We start from the raw sequence: 22,761 nt of genomic DNA, 5'->3' as shown, positions 1-22,761 counted from the left end.
AATGTTTTTATATATTAAATTATTTGTACCTTTGCCCTCTCAAAAGAAAGAATTTGCAAATGTTGAACTTAAACGATACTCTTAAACAATATATATTACAAGCTGTACAAGAACTGTATGGTGTGAGCTTAGAAAGCGTTGAATTGCAACAGACTAAAAAAGAGTTTGTGGGCGATGTTACTCTTGTGGTGTTTCCGCTATTGCGTCATATCAAAGGTAATCCTGTGCAGATAGGAGAACAAATAGGAGGTTACTTAAAAGAGAAAGCAGGTGATTTGGTAACTGACTTCAATGTGATTAAAGGTTTTTTAAATCTTGTAATTGCTGATAGTTACTACATCGACTTTTTAAAAGAAGTGAAGAATAATCCTCAGTTTGGTTTGGCAACGCCTAATAGCAAAGAGGCTATTTTGGTGGAATACTCATCACCTAATACTAATAAACCGTTGCACTTAGGGCATATCCGCAACAATCTCTTAGGGTATTCGGTAGCTGAAATCTTAAAAGCAGCTGGACATAAGGTGTATAAAACCCAAATCATCAACGATAGGGGGATACACATTTGCAAATCGATGGTGGCGTGGCAACGTTTTGGTAATGGTGAGACTCCTGAAAATACCGGGTTGAAGGGTGATAAATTAGTAGGGAATTACTATGTGGCGTTCGATAAGGTGTACAAAGCTGAAATACAGCAATTAGTAGAACAAGGGAAGACCAAAGAAGAAGCGGAAAAACAAGCTCCTATATTTGTAGCAGCCCAAGAGATGCTTCGCCAATGGGAAGCAGGCAACCCCGAAGTAATAAAACTTTGGAAACAGATGAATGGCTGGGTATACGATGGTTTTGCCGTCACTTATAAGAATTTAGGTGTTGATTTTGATTCGTATTACTACGAGAGCAATACCTATTTATTAGGGAAAGACATTGTGGAACGGGGTTTGGAGCAAGGTGTGTTCTTCAAGAAAGAAGATGGTTCCGTTTGGTGTGACCTTACCGCCGATGGCTTAGATGAGAAGTTGGTGCTTCGTGCTGATGGTACGTCGGTTTATATGACGCAAGATATGGGGACTGCTACCCAGCGTGTGAAGGACTATCCTGACGTAAAAGGAATGGTGTACACGGTAGGTAACGAGCAAGATTATCACTTCAAAGTGCTTTTTCTTATCCTGAAAAAGTTGGGTTACGATTGGGCATCACACTTATATCACCTGAGCTATGGTATGGTAGATTTGCCCAGTGGCAAGATGAAAAGTCGCGAGGGTACCGTAGTAGATGCCGATGACCTTATTGCTGAAATGGAGCAAACTGCCAAAGAGATTTCACAAGAACTCGGCAAACTCGACGGTTATACCGAAGCGCAGAAAGAAGCCTTGTATCACACCATAGGTTTGGGAGCCTTGAAATACTATATATTAAAAGTAGACCCCAAGAAGCGTATTTTGTTTGACCCTAAAGAGTCTATCGATTTTCAAGGGAATACAGGTCCGTTTATACAATACACTTACGCTCGTATCCAGTCGATTATGCGCAAGTATGCTGAAATGGGAGGTAGGAATGAAGCAGCGGTAGAGAAAGTTAGTGGTTTACACGAAAAAGAGAAGGCTTTGTTAAAGAGCATCACCCTATTTCCGTCGGTTGTACAAGATGCTGCTGATAGTTATAGTCCTGCTATTATTGCCAATTATGTGTATGATTTGGTAAAAGACTTCAATTCGTTTTACCAAAATGTATCAATTTTAGGAGAGGAAGAGGAGAGCAAGCGTGATTTTAGGGTAATGTTGAGCAAGAAAATAGGAGAAATTATAGCAGAGTCGTTTAAAATGCTGGGCATACAAGTTCCTGAGAGAATGTAGGTTATAATAGTAGTATAAAAAAGTTATAAAAAAAGTATTCAAAAAATTTGCAGGAATGAATAATTGTTGTACCTTTGCAACCGCAAATAAAGGAAAAGCCAGTTGCAAATTTATTGGAAAAGAAATAAGCGAAAATAGCTCAGTTGGTAGAGCGCAACCTTGCCAAGGTTGAGGTCGCGGGTTCGAACCCCGTTTTTCGCTCTTTTTTTATGTTTATCATAGAAGGCTCGGATGGTGGAATCGGTAGACACGCTGGACTTAAAATCCAGTGGGCAGTAATGCCTGTGCGGGTTCAAGTCCCGCTCCGAGTACAATCTTCAATCACTACTTACGAAGAAAGGTAGTGATTTTTTTGTTATTACATACTCCTTAAATATTAATTTAATGAAGTAATTATCCTTCACTTTTATTGTTTTTATCATTAAAAAGCGTACCTTTGCCTGCACAATAAAATAACAAGATGATGAATACAGGTTTTTTCAAGGGGTATCAAGAGGCAGAGTTATACTTCTACGAATGGAATTACAAGCCTCAACAAAAAACACTTATTGTAATACATCGCGGTCACGAGTACGGTGAGCGCTTACAGGAATTTGCTACGCACCCGCTGTTTGCGTCCTATAATATTTTTGCTTTTGATATGAGAGGACACGGGCATACTAAAGCTTCAGTATCGCCTGCTTTTATGGATTCAGTACGAGATTTAGATGCTTTTGCTAAGTTTTTGCAACAAGAATACGGCGTGCAAGAAGAGGATATTTTTGTAGTAGCCAACAGCATAGGAGGGGTGATTGTATCGGCTTGGGTACACGATTTTGCTCCACGTATTGCTGGAATGGCACTTTTAGCACCTGCTTTTGAAATCAATTTAATAGTTCCCTTAGCCAAGCAAGCTATAGAATTAGCACTAAAAGTGAAACCTAATCTTGTTGTAAAGAGCTATGTTAAGTCTAAAATGCTCACTCGTGACCCTGAACAGCAACGCGCCTATGATACCGATAGGTTTATCACGCGGTCTATCAACGGGAAACTGCTTATAGATTTAGCTAATGCAGGTAAGCGATTGGTGGAAGATGCTGCTGCTATTACTATTCCTACACTACTGCTTTCAGCTGAAAAAGACTTTGTGGTGATTAACAAGCAGCAGAAACAATTCTATGTAAACTTATCTTCTGAAATAAAAGAATTTGTTACCTTAGAAGGATTCCACCACGGCATTTTGTTTGAGCAAGGCAGAGAAGAGGTATATAAATTACTTGAACAGTTTATCAGTAGAGCTTTTGAAACACCTCTTGTATCACCTTCTTTGAAACCCGATACTTTTACTCAAAAAGAGTATGAAATAATGCAATACGAGCTCATACCCAATAGAGAAAAGTACTATTACCGATTTCAGAAATGGGCACTGAGTAAGTTAGGATACCTCAGTGGCGGAATGGCGATAGGACTGGAATATGGATTTGATTCAGGAGCTTCAATGGATTACGTTTACAAGAATATTCCTCAAGGGAAATGGGGTATAGGTAAACTGATGGACAAAAGTTATCTCAATGCCATTGGGTGGCGAGGCGTACGTATACGCAAAGCACACTTATTGGAGCAAGTAGATAAAGCGATACAAGCTTTGCAAGCCGAAGGGAAGAAAGTAAAGATACTTGATATTGCTGGAGGAGTAGGTAATTATTTGTTTGACATCAAAGAAAAGCACCCAGAGGTAGAAATTGTCATCAATGAGTTTTTACCAGCTAATATAGAAAAAGGGGAGCAAACCGTCAGAGAAAGAGGCTTTCAAGATATACGATTCACTAACTACAATTGTTTTAAAGCCGATAACTACACAAGTTTAGACTATAATCCTAATATCACTATCATATCTGGTATTTTTGAACTTTTTGGTGATAATAAATTAGCTAATGAGGCGGTAAAGGGAGTTGTGTCGATTTCAGAAAACGGTTTTTTGATTTATACAGGACAGCCGTGGCACCCACAACTCAAAACGATAGCCTTTGTACTAAAAAGTCATCAAGAGAGAGATTGGGTGATGCGTCGCCGTAGTCAGCGAGAGTTAGACGGGATATTTTCTCTTAATGGAGTGCAAAAGCAGGATATGCTGATAGATGATTTTGGAATTTTTACAGTTTCATTAGGGAAGATAGAAAAATAGGACTTTTCAGTATATCAAATAAATAGCCCTTGTTGTAAAATATTTTAATCTATTTATTTGGTAGTTTCTGTAAAAGGTAGTAGTTTTGCGCTCTGAAATTAAAAATCGGGATGTGGCGCAGTTGGTAGCGTACACGTATGGGGTGCGTGTGGTCGCTGGTTCGAGTCCAGTCATCCCGACTTTTTCTTTTTATACAATAGCTATTTGAAATGAATAAGGTATATCTTCCTTTGTTATTATATCTCTATTTTACCCTTCTTTAGCGTCTATTTCTTTGAATGTATATCTACGGATATTTATGGTGGAGAACAATATGGATTGTTCTAAATTCAGCATAAAGGTTAGGATACCATTTATAAACTGATGATTATTATATAGAAAATATATGAAACTTTCAAACTTTAATTTTGAACTTCCTAAAGAGCTATTAGCTGAGTATCCCAGTGAGAACCGCGACGAAGCACGCTTAATGGTAATACATCGTAAAACAGGAGAAATCGAACACCGACTATTTAAAGATGTAATCGACTATTTTGACGATGGAGATGTGTTTGTACTGAACAATACTAAAGTATTTCCTGCTCGCTTGTATGGGAATAAAGAAAAAACAAAGGCAAAGATAGAAGTATTTTTGTTGCGTGAACTCAGTGCTGAACAACGTTTGTGGGACGTACTTGTAGACCCTGCTCGAAAGATACGGATAGGCAATAAACTCTATTTTGGCAAAAATGCCGAATTGGTAGCCGAGGTAATAGACAATACGACCTCTCGTGGTCGCACTCTTCGTTTTCTATACGATGGTACTTATGAAGAGTTTCGCCAACATCTTACAGAATTAGGGCAAACACCTCTGCCTAAATACATCTCTCGTCCGGTAGAACCTGAAGATGAAGAACGCTACCAAACTATCTATGCTAAATACGAAGGCGCTGTTGCTGCACCTACTGCGGGGTTGCACTTTTCCAAACACTTGATGAAGCGTTTGGAAATAAAAGGTATTACCTTTTCCGAAGTAACTTTGCACGTGGGATTAGGAACTTTCAATCCTGTAGAGGTAGAAGACCTTTCTAAGCACAAAATGGATAGTGAAGAGATACATATTCCTGAAAGTCAAACAAAAATCATTAATGCAGCTAAGGTGAATAAAAAACGTGTATGTGCGGTAGGAACTACCGTAATGCGCGTGTTGGAAAGCTCAGTTTCATCTGATGGTTTTCTAAATCCATTTGACGGTTGGACAAATAAGTTTATTTTTCCTCCATACGATTTTAGTATAGCCAATGCAATGATTACCAACTTTCACACTCCTAAATCCACCTTGTTAATGATGGTCTCGGCTTTTGCGGGGCACGACCTCATTATGCGTGCTTATAAAGAAGCCGTAGAGCAGAAATATAAATTCTATTCTTACGGTGATGCGATGCTTATTCTATAAGAAGAGTTATATATAAAGAAAATGACGGTAGAGAGAACTCCTTGCCGTCATTTTTTATTTCTGAATAGTATAGAGAGAAATTATATTTTGTTCATAGTTAATCAGTAAGATTTTGTAACGCTTACTTATTTCCTAATTTAAAGTGCCAGTGCAGTTCGCACTATTTTCCTGCAAACGCTTTTACATCGTCTTCGGAGATTTCTTTGCCTCCTAAGATAATGAGTCGCTCTACTACATTACGCAGTTCGCGAATATTACCCGTCCAATCTTGTTTTTGAAGAAGCTCTATTGCTTTTTTGCTAAATTTCTTCGGACTAATACCTTGTTCCTCGGCTATTTTTGCTGAAAAATAATCAATAAGTAGCGGGATATCGTCTCTGCGTTCGTTAAGTGACGGTACTCTGATGAGAATTACTGCTAAACGGTGGTACAAATCCTCACGGAAACGACCTTCGGCTATTTCTTTTTTTAAATCTTTATTGGTCGCCGCTATTACACGTACATCTACATTGATGTCCTTATCACTTCCCACGCGGGTAATCTTGTTCTCCTGCAACGCACGCAACACTTTGGCTTGGGCAGAGAGACTCATATCGCCTATTTCATCCAAGAAAATAGTACCATTGTTAGCAGCCTCAAACTTACCTGCACGGTCTTTTACCGCCGAAGTAAACGCCCCTTTGATATGCCCAAAGAGTTCACTTTCTATCAGTTCGGAAGGAATAGCGGCACAGTTCACCTCTACCATCGGAGCTTCACTGCGCTCGCTTTGGTAATGAATGGCGTGAGCTACCAACTCTTTACCTGTACCATTAGAGCCCGTGATGAGCACACGCGCTTCGGTAGGCGCTACTTTTTCTATCATCTGACGGATTTGTTGCAAAGGGGCACTTTCTCCTATCATCTCATAGCTCTTGCTCACCTTCTTTTTGAGGTGTTTATTCTCTACTACTAATTTCTTCTTGTCAAGTGCATTGCGCACGGTGTTAAGCAAGCGGTTTAAATCAGGTGGTTTTGAGATATAGTCGTAAGCCCCTAAGCGCATTGCGTTTACTGCTGTCTCGAGGTCGCCGTGACCTGATATCATCACAAAGGGTATTTCGGGTTTGAGTTTCTTGACCTCAGCAAGTACTTCCATACCGTCCATCTTAGGCATTTTGATGTCGCATAGCACTAAGTCGTAGTCCTCTTTTTTGAGTTTCTCAACGCCTTCTACACCATCAGCTGCTTCTTCTACTTCGTACTCTTTGCTTTCTTCTACCAATATTTTGGTAAGTACACGGCGAATTGCCGATTCGTCTTCTATGATGAGTATTTTTGCCATAAATTCAATCTTTCCATTTGCCAATTTGGATAATCTGCTAATTACTCCGCAAAGGTAGTAAAAAAATAAAAAACTCTTGACATTCTGCCAAGAGTTTTTGACGTGTGTTTATGAAAAAGTGTATTTATTAGTTTTTAAATGTAGGTTTGAACTTCGATTGATATACTTGAAACTCTTGTTGAGTAGTGATTTTTTTGTAATCATTGTTGTTAAACATCTTCAAGTAGAGTTCTAATTGAGTAGGCGACATATACCCGGTGATACCTGTTATCAAATCGTTATTCTCGTCTAAGAACACCATTGTTGGGTAAGCCTGTACTTGCATATAGCCAGTAAGTGGGTGTGTGGCGTTACGGCGTTCAGCCAATGCGGGGTCATAGCCTTTGTTCTCAAACTTTTGTCCTTTGTAGTTTGCTACTTCGTTACCTTCACCATTGAACTTTACAGCGTAGTAATTATCATTCACATACTTTACTAAGTCTTTGTTCTTAAAAGTGTTGTTCGCTAACATCTTGCAAGGTCCACACCAATTAGTGTATACGTCAATAAATATTTTTTTAGGTTTTTTCTTTTGAGCAGCAATAGCTTGGTCAAAAGTCATCCATTTAATTTCCTGAGCTTCAAGAGTAGCAGTAGCTACCAAAACAAAAGCTACAATAGCGATGAGTTTTTTTGTCATAGTTGATAAAAGTTTGTAATTTTTTCGTGTTTATAGATTTTCAAAAACCGTGCCAAATGTATGTTCATCAGTGGGGGTGAGGAATTGCATTGCGATAGGCAGGTAGTACAAGTCTTGCAAATGAGGTTGCAGGCGCACGTAGTCTTTCTCAGTGGTTAGGATTCGCTTACCTTGCAATTGCTGTATTTCTCTCTCGGTAAAATGATGATGGTCGGCAAAAGCTAAATGCTGAAAATCTGCTCCTTGTTCTTTCAAGAATGTGAGTAGCGGATTCGGATTGGCAATGCCTGTTACCAAAGTAAAAGGTTCTTGAATGAAAGTCGTCAAAGATATGTTTTCCGTCTCTGAAAATACTTGCTTATCGTAGGCAATGGTTGTAAAGACTATAGGACAAAGGCAATGCTTCTGTAAACGCGCTATAAGCTGAGTACGTTCTTTTTCTGACAATGAGGGAGGACATTTAGTTACAACCACTATATCGGCTTGTTGCACTCGGCTTACTACATCGCGGAGTCGCCCCATTGGCAGTAGCCAGTCGTCAGTAAACAGATGTCCGTAAGCGGTGAGCACTATGTTGATTTTTGCTTTTACGGGGCGATGTTGGAAAGCGTCGTCTAATATAATGAGTTCAGGAGGCATAGGCAAGGCGAGCATTCGTTCTACACCTTCTACTCGGTTGGCACAAACAGCTAAGATAATATCCTTAAATTTCCACCAAAATTGGAAAGGTTCATCACCTAAATCCAATACCGTAGAAGTCTCGGTAGCTAATATAAAGCCCCTTGTCTTGCGTTTATAACCACGACTGAGCACGCCCACTCTACGCTGTTTATGCCATCGCCTGATGAGGTATTCCACCATTGGGCTCTTACCTGTCCCTCCTACTGCTACATTGCCCACGCAAATAGTAGGTACAGCAAAAGTATGTTCTTTAAAGATACCCACGTTGTAGCTCCAATGGCGCAGACGAACTATTGCACCATACAAACACGCCCAAGGGGAAAGAAGTATTTTAAAAAGATATTTAACCCATTTTCTCATAGTGGATATTTTGCACAAATCTCTTGGATTACTTCATCGATATCACTGTACTGAAAATCGATAAACTCTTTTATTTTATTGCCATTATAAGTTCTTATTAAGCCGAGAGCATCGGCTGTTTGGAGAGTGAGGGTTCGTTTTTTGATACCCAAGAAACTCAAAAAGCCGTCTAAACGTGCCAAACGACGCAATACTTTATGAGAAATCTTTTTAGTAGGAGCTTTCACTCCTAATCCTTTGGCTATCTTCTCAAAAAGTGATTGATAAGTAAGGTTAGCCGTATTCAGCACAAAGCGTTCTCCCGTAACTTCGGAGAATTGTAAGGCAATCATTGCACGTACGACATCGTCTACCGCGACAAAACCTGTACCCCCTGTGGGGTAATATTTCTGTCCATCAGCTACTTTTTTAAACCACAAGCCAGAGCCTTGTTCAGAGAAATCAGCACCCAACACCACTGAAGGATTTACAATAACCACTGGCAATCCTTCTTGCGAGCCACGCCATACCTCCATTTCGCCACCGTTCTTACTGATAGCGTAATCAGTGTTATTGTCCTCACTATTCCAGTCGTTTTTCTCATCAATAGGTGTGTGAGGCAAAGCCGAAAGGGTAGCTACAGAGCTCACATAACAGAGTTTTTTTACCTTAAAGTCAATACACAAGTTTACGATATTAGCCGTTCCTTCCACATTCACTTTGATGAGCTGAGCAAAATCTTTAGGTTGGTAAGAGATAAAGCCTGCACAGTGAAAAACAAAAGAAATATTCGCAAACGCTTGTTCGAGTGCGGGAATGTTACTTATATCGGCTTCTACCCATTCAATAGAGCGGAATTGTTCCGCTCCATTGGGGGATTGTTGTATAAAAAGTTGTTCGATTTTTTCTAATGAATGGGCATTACGATAGATAGCCCTTACTTTATGCTCCTTGTTTTGAGTAAGGTAAAAAAGCAAGCGGCTGCCAATCAGCCCTGTTCCGCCAGTTACTAAAATCATTATTTTTCGTCTAAAAGAATGTGTTTATCAATAAGTTTAAGAGCTATAGGCGAATCTTTTTCGTCGTAGAACTCGAAGGGGTCAAGAATAGAACATACCAATTCTTTACTCACTTGGTTGTTCAGTAGTTCAATAATTTCAGTGGGCAAATTGGTTTGCGTTCTGCCATACTTGTGTTTTATCATTCTTGAACCTTGTTTTTTTAGTTTCTTAGTCGGGGCAAAGATAATAATTATTTGCCAAATATACCATTTGATGCATAAAAATAACTGAAAAGCATTTAATTAGGAGTGGGGTAGGGGTATCCTTTATATACTATTACTTTTGCAGTATGAGTTTTGCTAAAGTTTCAAACTTTGATAAAGTTGAAAACACCCAATTGTCTCTCTTCTTACCTCCGTCTTATTTTTATTTTGTGTTCGTTTATTCTTCATCTGCTCGTCCTACTCGCACCGTCATTTCTATGAACATTGCCAAAGTTTCAAATTTTGGCAATGTTGAAATCTATTAAAAACTTTGTTTTTATGTCTATCTTAGCTTTAACTTACCTTCTACTTAGGTTCGTTCATCTTTTGTCTTTTCTTCGTTCATTGTTCATTTGCCCGTGCGGCTCGCACCGTCATTTGTTCGTCATTTGTTCGTTCATTGTTCGTCTTTTGTTCGTCTTTTGTTCGTTCATTGTTCGTCTTTTGTTCGTCTTTTGTTCGTCTTTTGTTCGTCTTTTGTTCGTCTTTTGTTCGTCTTTTGTTCGTCTTTTGTTCGTCTTTTGTTCGTCTTTTGTTCGTTCATTGTTCGTCTTTTGTTCGTCTTTTGTTCGTCTTTTGTTCGTCTTTTGTTCGTCTTTTGTTCGTCTTTTGTTCGTCTTTTGTTCGTCTTTTGTTCGTCTTTTGTTCGTCTTTTGTTCGTCTTTTGTTCGTCTTTTGTTCGTCTTTTGTTCGTCTTTTGTTCGTCTTTTGTTCGTCTTTTGTTCGTCTTTTGTTCGTCTTTTGTTCGTCTTTTGTTTATCTGCCCGTGCGGTTCGCACCGTCTTTTATTTGGTTACTCTTTGTTTAGTTACCTATCGTACTACGACCTCGCATCATCATCGATTTAGTATTATTGGCTTTATTGACATTTTTGATATTATTACTTTTTTTTCACTACTTTACTGAAAATCCCTTTCCACCGGTATTGTCTTACCCATTTACCTTCTTCAGGAGTGAGTAAGTAAGGTTGTTTTTCTTGTTTAGCTTTATAAAATCCTTTGCAATAATCTAAGAAGAGTTTACCATTGCGTTTTCTTATGGCTAATTTTATGGCAGCGAGTAAAGTGAGGAAGAAACCGTATCGCAGACGGTAGAAAACGCTTCCTTGCAGGTAACGGGCATTGCTTTTATAGCCAGCACCTGTCGGGCGTAGGTGTTTTACGTGAAGAGTATCGTCAGTTTGTACTGTCCAACTGTGGTAGCGCGCCAATAGCTCATCGGCGGTGTCCCAGCCCATTGCTATTTTAAGTCCACCTATCGCTTCAAAACACGCCTTCCGATAAGATTTTACAGCACCTCTTAGGTGGTCTTTATTAGTGAGATTCTCGAGTACCCAAGAGCCATTTCTCTCAATATAACAAAAGCCCCCAAACATTCCCAACTGTGGATTTTCACTGTATTGCTGGCACATTGTTTCGAGATAGTTGTTAGGGAAGATGAGGTCGGCATCAAATTTGCAAATCACCTCTACGTCTTCTTTTAGGTAAGGAAGCCCATAGTTAAAAGTCTGCACTATTTTAGCCCCTGGTAGATGTTCACCCTTCTCACTGCGTTGCACCAATTGTACTACGGGATATTGGGTAGCAATTTGGTTCACTACCTCAGCAGTGGTATCGGTAGAACCGTCGTCTACTACTATAATTTGATAGGGAAGATAGGTCTGATTTAGCAGAGATTGCAAGGTAACACCAATGCTTTCAGCTTCGTTATAAGCAGGGATAATAATTCCGATATTCATTTACTTAGCGCTATCAGTTTCTATAAGTCCGTCTTTTAAGCGGACAATCCGTTTGGCATACCGAGCAATGTCTTCTTCGTGGGTTACCAAGATAACGGTATTCCCTTTTTGGTAGATTTCGTCAAAAAGGTTCATTATTTCATAAGAAGTTTTAGAATCAAGGTTCCCAGTAGGCTCATCGGCTAAGATAATTGAAGGGTGGTTTACCAAAGCTCTCGCTATAGCTACTCTTTGGCGTTGCCCTCCTGATAGTTCATTGGGTTTGTGAAGCATACGGTCTTCTAATCCTACTAATTTCAGTACTTCTTTAGCGCGCTCGTGTCGTTTTTCTTTCTTAACGCCTGCGTATACCATAGGCAAAGCTACATTGTCTAAAGCCGTAGTACGTGGCATTAGGTTGAAGGTTTGAAATACGAAGCCTATCTCTTTATTGCGAATGTCGGCTAATTCCGAGTCGCTCATCTTGCTTACATCTTTACCGTTCAGAATATACTCGCCTGAGGTAGGCGTATCTAAGCACCCTAAGATGTTCATCAAAGTAGATTTACCAGAGCCCGATGGTCCCATAAGGGCAAGGTATTCTCCCTTTTCTATAGATAGGTTGATGCCTTTCAGTACGTGCAGTATTTCAGACCCTAATCTAAAATCTCGTTTGATATTTTTAATCTCTAATAAACTCATTTTCCTTACTGAATATTTTGGTTTAAGAAATGTAATAGCTTTCCAAAGGCTTTCCCACGGTGACTGATACGGTTCTTTTCTTCTTGGGTCAGCTCGGCAAAAGTTTGGTCAGAACCCTCAGGAATAAATATAGGGTCATACCCAAAACCGTTAGTGCCCATAGGGGTAGTGCCTATACGTCCCTTTGCGATACCTTCAAAAGTATATACAGCACCATCTAAACATAAAGCAATAACCGTTTTAAACTGAGCCTCTCTGTGTGAGATTCCTTCCATATTCTTTAGTAGCAAATACATATTGTCTGCATCGCTTTTGTGCTCTCCTGCATACCGTGCCGAATATACCCCAGGAGCATTGTTTAAAGCCTGTACTTCTAAGCCTGTATCATCGGCAAAAACGTTGCAATGATAATGCTCTTTGATGTATTGAGCTTTCAGCAAAGCGTTGCCCTCAATAGTAGTAGCAGTCTCGGCTATATCGTCATCACACCCTATGTCGCTCAAACTTAGCAGTTCGATATTTTTAGGTAAAAGGGCTTGTATTTCCTTTAATTTATGCTGATTATGGGTGGCAAATACTAATTTCATACAGATATAAAACTCGAAAAGAGGTTACTTAGCAAGCATAACCTCTTCTCTAAATATGAAAACAATAAAATTATTCCTTTTCTTCTATTTTTTCTTCAGAGGCTTCAGCTAATTGTGTTTTTTGCAAATGCTTTAGCTCACGAAGTTTATTTTCCCACGTTTTAAGAGCTTCTTTTTGGTTGTTGATGTTCTTAATCACATCGCGTACTAATGGGTTCTTCTCATCGATATTACCAAAGAAAGCTAAGTTGTTTTCTAACTGTAGAATCTCCGATTTGAGCTCATCGATACGACGTCTTACAAAAATCACCTCATTGTTAAGGGAGTTCTCGTTATCATCGTTGATAAGTCGTTCTAACTTGTTGTTATACTTGATAAGCTCAATTTCTTGTTTATCAAAATTAAGTTTCTTGTACAGTGCATCGATAATCTTATGGAATTTGATGTCGATGGTTCTCTTAGAATGATGAGTATTTCCTATAGCATTCCATTCATTCACAAAGTTTTGTAAGGTTGCTATCTCTTTATCTCTATCGGTACCTAATTGATATTCTTTCAGCTTATCCAAAAAGGCTTTCTTTTGTTCAAGCGCATCAGACTCTTTATTTTTAGAATGCTGAATAGTCTCAGCAAATCTACTGAAATACGTATCACAAGCTCTCTTGAATTCCTTCCAAATTTTTTCGGTATTTCTAAGAGGAACGCTTCCTATTTCTTTCCACTCTCTCTGAATGTTCTTCATCAGTTCAGTAGTGGTTTCCCAATCGGTGCTATTTTGGTTAGCTTTTGCTATTTCTAATAAGGCTAATTTCTTAGTGAGGTTCTCTTGTTGCTCTTTTTTGAGTGTTTTGTAGAATTGGTTCTTCTTCTTGTTAAAAGCACGTAAAGCTATATTGAAAGATTTCCATACCTCATCAGCTTGTTGTAAAGGTACTTTTCCTACATTTAGGAACGACTGACGTAAATCTTCTACTTGCTTAGAAAGCTGTTTCCAAGCGCTGTGAGTAGTAGGCTCTTTCTCACCGAGTTTCTTAATCCGCTCAATGATGCCTTGCTTCTTCACTGCATTTTCTTCGTATATCTTATCTAAGTTTTTGAGGTAATATTGGCGTTTGTCGTGTATTTTCTTAGTAAGTTCACTGAAACGTTGCCATATGCTTTCGCGGTGTTCTTTATCTACAGGACCTATTTCCTCTTTCCAAACACGGTGTAACACTTGTAGCTCACGAGAGGCAATGAGAGCATCTACGTCGTCTTGGGCAAGTGCTTCGGCACGCTCAATAATTTTTAGTTTTTCTTCTAAATTGCGCTTAAAGTCGATGTCACGCAAGTCTTTGCTGAGGTGGATAAAGTCATAGAAATTCTCTACGTGGTGGTGATAAGTATTCCACAAATCCTCATAATCGGCATTAGAGACGGCTCCTGCTTTGCGCCAACGCTCTTGCAATTGTTGAAACTGCTTGAAGGTAGTACCCAAATGTTCTTCCGCATTGAGAAGACTTTTGAGTTCTTCGATGATTTCTCGGCGTTTAGCAAGGTTTTCTTTATGGGTTTTCTCAATCTCTTTATAGTATTGATTGCGCTTTTCGCGATAATCGTTGAAAGCGGTGTAGAATTCTCTATAAACAGGAATTTCGTAAGAAAAATTATACAATTCTCCTCCGTCGGCTATGAACTCTTCTTTTTTCTCTTCTACAAGAGCGTCGTATTTTTTGTCGAACTCATAACGAATAGCGTCCACTTGCTTTTTGATAGCTTGGGTTTTCTCAGTTTGGAGTAGTTCTTTTAGTTCTTTGGTTAATTCACTAAGAGACATTGCCTCATAGTTTACTAATGACGCTTCTTCTAAACGGTTGTCCTCGCGGTTATCCTCTATGGCTAATGTGTTTTTTTCCTCTGACATATCTAAGATTTAAATGCAACTATTGTTTAAAAACGCTACTAAATTACAACAATATTTTGAATTACCTACTATTTTTCTGTAAATATTTTTCTGCTTAATGTGTAATAGAAATGTAAGTAGTTTATTATCAGTGTTTATTATGGGAGATTTCTTTAAGGCTTTCGATAAGAAAATCGACGTCTTTTGCTGTATTAAAGATGGAAAAAGAGCATCTTAGCGAAGGATATTGTAGTGCTTCCTCAGGTAAAAAAGCCGATAGTACGTGAGAGGTTTGCACGCTTCCACTCTGGCAAGCACTCCCTTTGGAACAAGCAATGCCTTTTAAGTCTAACTGAAAAAGCAGGGTGCTATTTTGGTTTTTCAATGAGGGAAAACCTATGTTCACAATGGTGTAACTGCTTTCGTCTAAAGTATCGGACATTCCGTTAAATACCGCCTCTGGGAAATGATGTTTGAGTTGTTTAATAAAATAACGCTTCAGGTCTTTGAGCTTTTCAGTGTTTCTATCTAAATTAGTGTATGATAGACTAAAAGCGACTTCCATTCCTACTATATTATGAACAGCTTCGGTACCTGCACGTAAGCCTTTTTCTTGTTCGCCCCCTGTGATACTGCTGTGTAGCGCAATGCCTTTTCTAATAAAAGCAAATCCTATTCCTTTAGGTCCGTGAAACTTATGAGCTGAAGCCGTGATAAAGTCGGCAGGGATTTCCTCCAAATCAATAGGGTAATGCCCCACAGACTGCACGGTATCTGAATGGAAATAAGCATTGTATTGTTTACAGAGTGAAGTTACTTCTTTTAAAGGTAGAATGTTCCCTATTTCGTTGTTTATGTGCATTAGGCTTACCAATACCTTTTTTTCAGTATATCGCTGGAGCAAGTATTCTAAATGAGAGAGGTCTACAACTCCTTTGTTCGTAAGGTTTACGTAAACTATTTTTATAGGATATTCTTTGGCTAATACCTCTAAGGTATGCAATACAGCGTGATGCTCTATTTGCGAAGAAATGACAATTTGTACACCTAAATCGTGCACACAACTGCGCAAGATAAGGTTATTAGCTTCAGTACCCCCTGAAGTGAAAATAATTTCAGAGGGAGAAGCATTCAGTTGTTTAGCTATTTGCTTGCGACTATATTCAATAAGCGACTTGGCTTTACGCCCAAAGGCGTGTGTAGAAGAGGGGTTGCCATAAGTATCCCTCAGTACTTCCGTCATCTTCTGTATTACCTCTGGATAGACGGGGGTAGTAGCCGCATTATCGAAATAGACTTTCATAGTTTTGAGAGGAAGAAATAGTTATGCTCTGTTAGAAGTTGTATTATTTTTGCTATTATTGTTCTTGCGATAGTTTTTGTTGCGGTTGTTATTGTTGTTTTTATTCACCGCTCCTTTTTTCTGTTTAGAGAGGAAAAGCCCTACTATAAGAGCTAAAATAGCTACAGTAAAAGCGCACCAATAAGCATCGTTGCACGTGAAAGTTGAGTTAAATAGTGGAGCGATTAATAAGCCCGCAAATACGTATTTAGAAACGCCTAACAAAAAATCTGAAATTCTTTTTTTCATTCTTTACTTTTAAAAATTTCGGCAAAGATACAACTTTTTATTGAAATGGGAATAATAATGGCAATACGAATACCATTACAATCCCCATAATGATTTGCAGAGGTAAGCCCACTTTCACGTAATCCATAAAAGTGTAACGCCCAGCCGACATTACTAATGCATTGGGCGGAGTGGAGAAAGGAGAAGCAAAACACATACTTGCACCTACGGCTACTGCAAACATAAAAGCGTGGGGCTGTAAGCCTAACGATAAGGCGGTTTTAATAGCAATGGGTGCCAAGAGTACGGCTGTAGCGGTATTGCTGATGAACATCGTCATAAGCGAAGTGGTAAAATACACGCCTGCCAAGAGTATATATGGACTCTTATCGCCTAAACTCCCTACTAATGCATTCGATACTAAGGCTGATACTCCTGTTTTTTCCAAGGCTAATGCCATAGGAAGCATACCTGCAATGAGTACAATACTCTCCCAGTTAATCGTCTTATAAGCAGCTTCAATATTGCGCAAAGCTCCTGAAATAACCATCAATAAAGAGGCGATAAGCACAGCAGTAACGGGTGCTATGGGGATAAAATCGAACATCATCGCGACTACCATTCCTACCATTATTAGCGCAGCGATAGGAGCTTTGTGGGTGAGGGTTACCTTAGATGCCTCTGCAAGAGGTTGCCCTAATACTACCAACTGACTGCGTTCAGCGTCCATTTTAGCAATGTGCTCCCAAGTTCCTTGTACCAATAGTATGTCGCCAGCGTGCATCTTTTCGTCTTTTAAGTTTTGCAAAATATAGTTATCCTTGCGCTGAATACCTAAGATATTGAGCCCAAAGTGTTCGCGCAGTTTGCTATCACTGATGCGGGTGTTAACCAATTTCGAAGCAGGCATTATCAGTACTTCGGCTATGCCTATATCGTGGAAGTGCAACTCGTTAGGCAAGCGTTGTTCGGGGTGGTGTGTGTCGAGAAAGTTTAAGTGATTTTCGGCGTTCATTTGTTCAATCGACTCAAAGCTACCGCGCAAATAAAGAATATCTCCTTCATAAATTACGGTGTCAGCATTTACTACCTCTTGGTTGCCTGTTTTGAAAAAAGGATTGTTAGAAGTAGGTTTGCGTCTGATTTCTAATACCGAAATGTGATAACGTTGCGAAAGGTTGATTTCTTTGAGCGTTTTACCTATAAATAAAGTGTTTCCTTCTACTAATACGCGATATAAGTTGTTGGAGAGTTGATATTCACGTACCAAATCGGTAAGTGATTTGCCATTTCGGTTCCCTTCTTGCTTAGAATCACCTTTTTTAGAAAGAAAAAACTTACTGGTGGGAATTAAAACTAACAGTCCTATTGCCAAACACACCAATCCCACTGGAGTAAAGGAAAAGAAAGTGAGTTTATCGTAGCCGTTTTTCACTAACTCTCCATCGATTACCAAGTTAGGAGGCGTACCGATGAGCGTCATCATACCGCCCATACTACTGGCAAAAGCCATAGGCATCAGCAGGCGACTACTGTTGATGTTACCACTCATTGCCATACTCACCACTATGGGCATCATCAAGGCTACCGTACCTGTATTGCTTACAAAAGCCCCAATAAAAGCCGTAACGAGCATTACCAAGATAAGGAGTTTTACCTCGCTATCGCCTGCCAAGCGTAAGATTTTACTGCTCATCATCTTTGCTAATCCCGTTTGGAAAATAGCGCCTCCTACCACAAAGAGCCCTATCATCATCACTACTACCTTGTCCGAAAAGCCCGATAAAGCTTGCTCAGGGGTTAATATGCCAAAGAGCACTAAGAGCACTAAGGCACACATAGCTACCAAATCGGAGCGCACCTTCCCGCTCATAAAAAATAAAGCCGATATAAAAAGAATGATAAGAGTGGTATACATAACAAATTAGTTAATTAGCAAATGAACAGATTAGCTTATTAATTTGATAAATCAACACTATACTTACTTGTGTCGAATGTTACCGAAACGTGTTCTTGCAGTGAAGTAGATAGTGATATGCCTTTAAAATCGGCTTTTACAGGATAATCCTTGTGATTGCGATTAACTAATACAGCGGTAGTAAGTCGCTTTAAGGGGACTTCCAAAAAGTGTTTTACCCCATAGATGAGCGTACGTCCTGAATTGAGCACATCGTCTACCACTATCACTGCTTTATTGGTGTATTGTTCCGCAGGAATAGAAGTAGCAGTGCCTGCCAATGGGTTCTTCTTATCCATTATAATTTGACATAAAACTACTTTAAGGGGGGCTATACTTGCAAGTGCTACAGCAAGTTTCTCAGCAAACACATAGCCATTGCCATTAATGCCTGCTAGCACAATCTCCTCTTCATTGAGGTGTGTTTCGTAAATCTGATAAGCAATCCGTCTTATCTTGTGTTCAATATCAGTGTGGTTTAATATCTGTGTCATTGTATGCTTTTTTATATAATGTGCCAAAGATACAAATTGTATTGCTAAAAAGCAAGAAAAAATAGGTTATCTATCAAATAACTTATTTAATAGCTTGTATTTTATCGGCAAATTTGTTCCAACCATCAGCCTTTTTATAAGTCTCTACACTATTAGCAGGCACATAAATAGCATTAAGCGGAGTATCGCTAAAAGTACCAGGCCAACTGTCGATGTTTATGGTGGGAGGTGTACCTCCTTTTAAAGTAACCGACTTTAATGCAGGACATTCAGCAAAAGCATTATTTCCTATACTTTTTACGGTATTAGGAATAGTAATAGAAGTTAAACCGGTAGCCAAAAAAGTTTTTTCCTCAATGCTAGTAATACTATTATTATCGGGGAAGGTGAACGATTTCAATGCAGAACACAAACTAAAAGCACTTTCTCCTATATTTGTTACAGTATTAGGAATGGCAATAGAAGGTAAGGACTTACAAGAACTGAAGGCACCACTACCTATGCTTGTTACGGTATTAGGGATAGTAACCGAGGTCAAGGCTTCACAATTCATAAAAGTAGAATCTTCAATTTTTGTTATTCCCTTAGGAATTATTATAGAGGTTATAGCCTTACAGTTTGCAAAAGCACCCTCTCCTATGCTTCTTACAGTAGTAGGAATAACTAAGGAAGTAAGATTTTGACAATCAAAAAAAGCCCATTTCTCTATACTTGTTACCGTAGTAGGGATAGTAAACGATTTTAAGGCAGGGCACGAAAAAGCGCGCTCTCCTATGGTTACTAAACCTTTGTCAGGAATAGTAATTTTGGCTAAATTTGTACATTGGGAGAAAGCTCCATATCCTACGCTTGTAACACTTCCCGGGATAGCAACCGAAGTTAAGGCTCCACACCACCCAAAAGAACCCTCTTCTATGCTTGTTATCCCCTCAGGAATAACAATAGAAGTTAATTTTGAACAACTCTTAAAAGCACATTTCCCCATTTTCTTTAAGCCTTTGGGCAAAGTCACTGAGGTTATTTCTCGGTGTTCTGCAAAAGCATAATCTGAGATAGCAGTTACTTTGCTCAGCATCTCGTCTGCTGCCATATCAATGGTAGTTTCTTCATCAGTAAGCCATTTCACTAATGTTGAGCCATCTTCAGTAATTTCAAAATTCTCGTAAATCTTAGTTTTTAGTTCCTTAGGAGCGTCATCGCCCCCTTTCCCACAATTGCTAACAGTCAGTGCTACTAGCACTGCTACTGCTATAAGAATAACTTTTCTCATCGTTTTTTAATTATTAATCTTCTTTCCTAATGTTATATAAATGCGACAAAAGTACAAACTATATTACTAAAAAACAAGAAAAAACAATTTTTCTATTAGAAGCCCATTCCACCATCAAGTGCAATTTTTCAGATTACTTTCTGATAGAATAAATTTTTTGGTTTTTCAAAGTCTAATACTTTCTGTCGTCCTACGACCTTTATTAAAGTCTGAAACACAAGCACCTCTCCTTCCAGAACCCTTTCATTTTTCTCCACTTCTCCTCACTAATTTACCTATTTGCCAATTCGTATTGTCTGTCGTGCTACGACTGCCCGTGTGGCTCGCTCCTACCTGTGTGGCTCATACTGTCTTACCTTTGTTTTTGCATCGCTACACTCCCTTTTCCAGTATGGACTTTCTCAAAATTTCAGACTTTGGCAAAGCTGAAAGCTCCCAATAGTCTCTTTCTTATCTCCATTATATCCTTAATTTAAATTTGTCTTTTGTTCGTCATTTGTTCGTCTTTTCTTCGTTGTAGACCCACTGTAGACCCACTGTAGACCCACTGTAGAGCCACTGTAGAGCCACTCATTGTTCGTTTATCTCATAATCTTTCTATAAGCTAAACATAAGATACTTCAAACAAAAAAGAGCCTTTTTCTATTATTTGTATTTTCGTTTTATTACCTTTAGAAACGGTAGTCTTTATAGGTTGCCAATTTATTGGCAACAGTATTCTTCATTTTTTTCAAAGATAATTTTATTCCCTATTAATTTTTTTACCCCTTTTTACTATCTTTGCACCTTGGCAATTAGGACAATGTAATTCTATTACCAAAATTACAAATTTTGTTGTAATTGTCCATTCTTTATCATACTTTTTGAATCACTTCCGATAGTTAAAAACAAGAATTTATCGTTATGGAATCTATGAAAAACATATATAAAGAAAGTCTATTTCAATCTATAAGTAAGGGTGAGGTAGTTCTTTGGGCAGGGGCAGGCTTGTCTTTGTATGCTGGTTTACCATCAGGAGCACGACTTAAAGAGATTCTATACGAAGGCTTAACTCCTTTAGAGAAAGAAGAAGTTAGAAAAAATTCAGACCTATCTCATTTAACAGATGAGATTTGTAAACTTAAAGGAAATAGGAATTATATTATCAAGGTACTAACAAGTACTTTTATAAAAGATTTTTCATCAACAGAAACTCACAAAATTATTTCTAAAATACCTCATTTCAGGAATATAATAACAACTAACTATGATAGGTTATTTGAAAACGCATATGGTAATAAACTAAATCTAATTTTCTCAGACAACCATACTCCGTATATAGATGATAAAAAGGTAAATCTTTTCAAAATACACGGTGATTTATCAGATCCTGATTCTATAATTATAACAAAATCTGATTATAATAGATTTTTTGAAAATGATACAGAACAAAATACTATTTGGAATATTATCAAAGGAATAGTTGCAACCAAGAGTATCCTATTTATTGGATACAATTTAGAAGATTCCAATGTTGAAGTTATTTTTAATAAAATAAAGAATAAAACGGGGAAGAATGGTAAAGAATGCTATTTTGTAGCTCCTTATATTCCTCCTATCAAGTCAGTTAATTTAGAGAAAGCAAATATACATCCAATTTCTCTCACAGGAGAAAAGTTCTTTGAAGAGCTAATAGAATATCTAAAAAAGAATATCAAAAAAGACTTTGAAAATAAAAACATCTCATCGGATGTCTATTCTGAGTTCATAGGCAATTTTGATTTGAAATCGGAAATAGAAGTAGATTCATCAATAGGGAAAAATATTGTGAAAAATCTTACAGGAATAGAAGGAAAAGATACAAAAATAGAAATGACATTTTCTGTCAGTAAATTTTTTGATGAAATCAATAATAAAGTAAATGATTTAATAAGTATAGGAGATATTTCTGAAGAAATGACTATTGATAAAGAAATGTTAAGTAGTTTCAATCTTGATATAAATGGCATCAGTTATAGGAATATCGATGATATCAAAAGTATAAAATTTGCCTTATTACCTTGTTTCGACAAAAAAATAGATGTCGTCTTTGAAAATGGAAAGGAAATTAATGATATAAACTTAAAAGTTATTCCTTTAAATATAATTGGAAGAAAAGCAAAAGTAATAGCTCAGTTCTATGGAAATAAATTAGAAATCGTTTTTTATCCATCAACAAATAGAGAAATAGAAACTATATTTTCTTATACAATATCAAAAGAAATTAGTAATATTTCCAAGCAAATACTTTTCTTTGAATTGATTAAGCATCTCTCAATGAGACAGCTTTTTTCAATTTATGTAGATGGAAAAAGAGCTTTTGAGGGAAGATTTGGGAAAGAGGCAAGCTTTCTATCCCCAAAGAATGAGTTCTATTTAACTTATTTTAAAAAACTAAAGGAAATTGAAAAGTTAGGTAATTTTCGCTTTTCTAATATTAATATCAATGATGTTACTCCTAAGAATCATAATCTCTTGGAGATAGTTATTGCAAAATTAAAAAATAAGCCTATTAAAAAAAGAAGTCCTCAGATTCTTCTAAAACCAAAAAGTTTTGATTACACAGCATACAAAAATAATTTTGATTTGAATTTTACTCAAAACTTAGGGGATATAGTTATTCACAATCAAACTTTTAAGATAGGAGAAATAACAACACAAATATCAGACGCTTTTATTTCAAATTATGAGGAAATAATAAGTGATAGAACAAAATCTCCTATTATTGAAAGTCGCTCTAAAAGAGCTTTAATAACATTTAATAATTTAAAACAGCATACGTAAAAAAACAGGGAGAATATTAGCCTAAGAATATAGGGCTGAAT

19 protein-coding genes and 3 tRNA genes are annotated in these 22,761 nt (G+C 37.9%); 7 read left to right on the top strand and 15 right to left on the bottom strand.

Annotated elements, in window-relative coordinates; genetic code table 11:
- Nucleotides 1-59: 59 nt before the first annotated feature.
- The 6 genes from argS (at nucleotide 60) to queA (ending at nucleotide 5,452) form a co-directional block, all read left to right on the top strand.
- The gene (gene argS / locus COCH_RS00945) at nucleotides 60-1,853 is read left to right on the top strand and encodes an arginine--tRNA ligase (protein WP_012796957.1); all 1,794 of its coding nucleotides are present in this window, start codon (nucleotides 60-62) and stop codon (nucleotides 1,851-1,853) included.
- A 128-nt stretch (nucleotides 1,854-1,981) separates the two neighbouring features.
- Nucleotides 1,982-2,054 (top strand) — tRNA-Gly (locus COCH_RS00940).
- Nucleotides 2,055-2,078: 24 nt separating this feature from the next.
- A tRNA-Leu gene (locus COCH_RS00935) sits at nucleotides 2,079-2,164 on the top strand.
- A 152-nt stretch (nucleotides 2,165-2,316) separates the two neighbouring features.
- Complete coding sequence (locus COCH_RS00930) at nucleotides 2,317-4,017, top strand: bifunctional alpha/beta hydrolase/class I SAM-dependent methyltransferase (RefSeq protein ID WP_041546607.1); 1,701 nt, start codon at nucleotides 2,317-2,319, stop codon at nucleotides 4,015-4,017.
- A gap of 106 nt (nucleotides 4,018-4,123) precedes the next feature.
- Nucleotides 4,124-4,196, top strand: a tRNA-Pro gene (locus tag COCH_RS00925).
- A gap of 206 nt (nucleotides 4,197-4,402) precedes the next feature.
- On the top strand, nucleotides 4,403-5,452 hold the full coding sequence (gene queA, locus COCH_RS00920) for a tRNA preQ1(34) S-adenosylmethionine ribosyltransferase-isomerase QueA (protein ID WP_009421022.1): 1,050 nt from the start codon (nucleotides 4,403-4,405) through the stop codon (nucleotides 5,450-5,452).
- A gap of 160 nt (nucleotides 5,453-5,612) precedes the next feature.
- Here the strand turns inward: queA and COCH_RS00915 are convergent, their stop codons facing one another.
- From COCH_RS00915 to COCH_RS00840, 15 genes are all read right to left on the bottom strand, one after another.
- Nucleotides 5,613-6,776 carry a sigma-54-dependent transcriptional regulator gene (locus COCH_RS00915; protein ID WP_002676357.1) on the bottom strand — a complete coding sequence of 388 codons (1,164 nt, stop codon included), beginning with the start codon at nucleotides 6,774-6,776 and terminating at the stop codon, nucleotides 5,613-5,615.
- 127 nt (nucleotides 6,777-6,903) lie between these two features.
- Nucleotides 6,904-7,455 (bottom strand): thioredoxin family protein, encoded by a 552-nt coding sequence (locus COCH_RS00910; RefSeq protein ID WP_012796955.1) that lies wholly within the window; start codon nucleotides 7,453-7,455, stop codon nucleotides 6,904-6,906.
- A 30-nt stretch (nucleotides 7,456-7,485) separates the two neighbouring features.
- On the bottom strand, nucleotides 7,486-8,496 hold the full coding sequence (gene lpxK / locus COCH_RS00905; RefSeq protein ID WP_012796954.1) for a tetraacyldisaccharide 4'-kinase: 1,011 nt from the start codon (nucleotides 8,494-8,496) through the stop codon (nucleotides 7,486-7,488).
- On the bottom strand, nucleotides 8,493-9,494 hold the full coding sequence (locus COCH_RS00900) for an NAD-dependent epimerase/dehydratase family protein (RefSeq protein WP_012796953.1): 1,002 nt from the start codon (nucleotides 9,492-9,494) through the stop codon (nucleotides 8,493-8,495). The genes lpxK and COCH_RS00900 overlap by 4 nt, the downstream gene beginning before the upstream one ends.
- Nucleotides 9,494-9,679, bottom strand: a complete 186-nt coding sequence (locus COCH_RS00895) for a hypothetical protein (protein ID WP_012796952.1) — start codon at nucleotides 9,677-9,679, stop codon at nucleotides 9,494-9,496. The genes COCH_RS00900 and COCH_RS00895 overlap by 1 nt, the downstream gene beginning before the upstream one ends.
- Before the next feature lie 434 nt (nucleotides 9,680-10,113).
- Complete coding sequence (locus COCH_RS12110) at nucleotides 10,114-10,518, bottom strand: hypothetical protein (RefSeq protein WP_041546605.1); 405 nt, start codon at nucleotides 10,516-10,518, stop codon at nucleotides 10,114-10,116.
- 101 nt (nucleotides 10,519-10,619) lie between these two features.
- On the bottom strand, nucleotides 10,620-11,477 hold the full coding sequence (locus COCH_RS00880; RefSeq protein ID WP_012796949.1) for a glycosyltransferase: 858 nt from the start codon (nucleotides 11,475-11,477) through the stop codon (nucleotides 10,620-10,622).
- On the bottom strand, nucleotides 11,478-12,158 hold the full coding sequence (locus COCH_RS00875; RefSeq protein ID WP_009410673.1) for an ABC transporter ATP-binding protein: 681 nt from the start codon (nucleotides 12,156-12,158) through the stop codon (nucleotides 11,478-11,480).
- Between the two features lie 5 nt (nucleotides 12,159-12,163).
- Nucleotides 12,164-12,745: a non-canonical purine NTP diphosphatase gene (locus COCH_RS00870; protein WP_012796948.1), complete on the bottom strand. Its 582-nt coding sequence runs from the start codon at nucleotides 12,743-12,745 to the stop codon at nucleotides 12,164-12,166.
- Nucleotides 12,746-12,815: 70 nt separating this feature from the next.
- A complete protein-coding gene (locus tag COCH_RS00865; protein WP_012796947.1) occupies nucleotides 12,816-14,648 on the bottom strand; it encodes a DUF349 domain-containing protein in 1,833 nt (610 codons plus the stop codon).
- A gap of 127 nt (nucleotides 14,649-14,775) precedes the next feature.
- Complete coding sequence (locus tag COCH_RS00860; RefSeq protein WP_012796946.1) at nucleotides 14,776-15,930, bottom strand: cysteine desulfurase family protein; 1,155 nt, start codon at nucleotides 15,928-15,930, stop codon at nucleotides 14,776-14,778.
- A 21-nt stretch (nucleotides 15,931-15,951) separates the two neighbouring features.
- On the bottom strand, nucleotides 15,952-16,218 hold the full coding sequence (locus tag COCH_RS00855) for a DUF6722 family protein (protein ID WP_012796945.1): 267 nt from the start codon (nucleotides 16,216-16,218) through the stop codon (nucleotides 15,952-15,954).
- Between the two features lie 37 nt (nucleotides 16,219-16,255).
- On the bottom strand, nucleotides 16,256-18,115 hold the full coding sequence (locus tag COCH_RS00850; protein ID WP_009410677.1) for an SLC13 family permease: 1,860 nt from the start codon (nucleotides 18,113-18,115) through the stop codon (nucleotides 16,256-16,258).
- Nucleotides 18,116-18,153: 38 nt separating this feature from the next.
- Nucleotides 18,154-18,648 (bottom strand): phosphoribosyltransferase family protein, encoded by a 495-nt coding sequence (locus COCH_RS00845; RefSeq protein WP_002676355.1) that lies wholly within the window; start codon nucleotides 18,646-18,648, stop codon nucleotides 18,154-18,156.
- Nucleotides 18,649-18,730: 82 nt separating this feature from the next.
- A complete protein-coding gene (locus COCH_RS00840; RefSeq protein WP_012796944.1) occupies nucleotides 18,731-19,918 on the bottom strand; it encodes a leucine-rich repeat domain-containing protein in 1,188 nt (395 codons plus the stop codon).
- Nucleotides 19,919-20,830: 912 nt separating this feature from the next.
- Here COCH_RS00840 and COCH_RS00835 point away from each other — a divergent pair.
- On the top strand, nucleotides 20,831-22,720 hold the full coding sequence (locus tag COCH_RS00835) for an SIR2 family NAD-dependent protein deacylase (protein WP_223375689.1): 1,890 nt from the start codon (nucleotides 20,831-20,833) through the stop codon (nucleotides 22,718-22,720).
- Nucleotides 22,721-22,761 lie beyond the last annotated feature (41 nt).

The organism is Capnocytophaga ochracea DSM 7271, assembly GCF_000023285.1.
GTDB lineage: Bacteria > Bacteroidota > Bacteroidia > Flavobacteriales > Flavobacteriaceae > Capnocytophaga > Capnocytophaga ochracea.
Note: the sequence above shows the minus strand (reverse complement) of the source record. Positions and strands in the feature narration are given on the sequence as shown.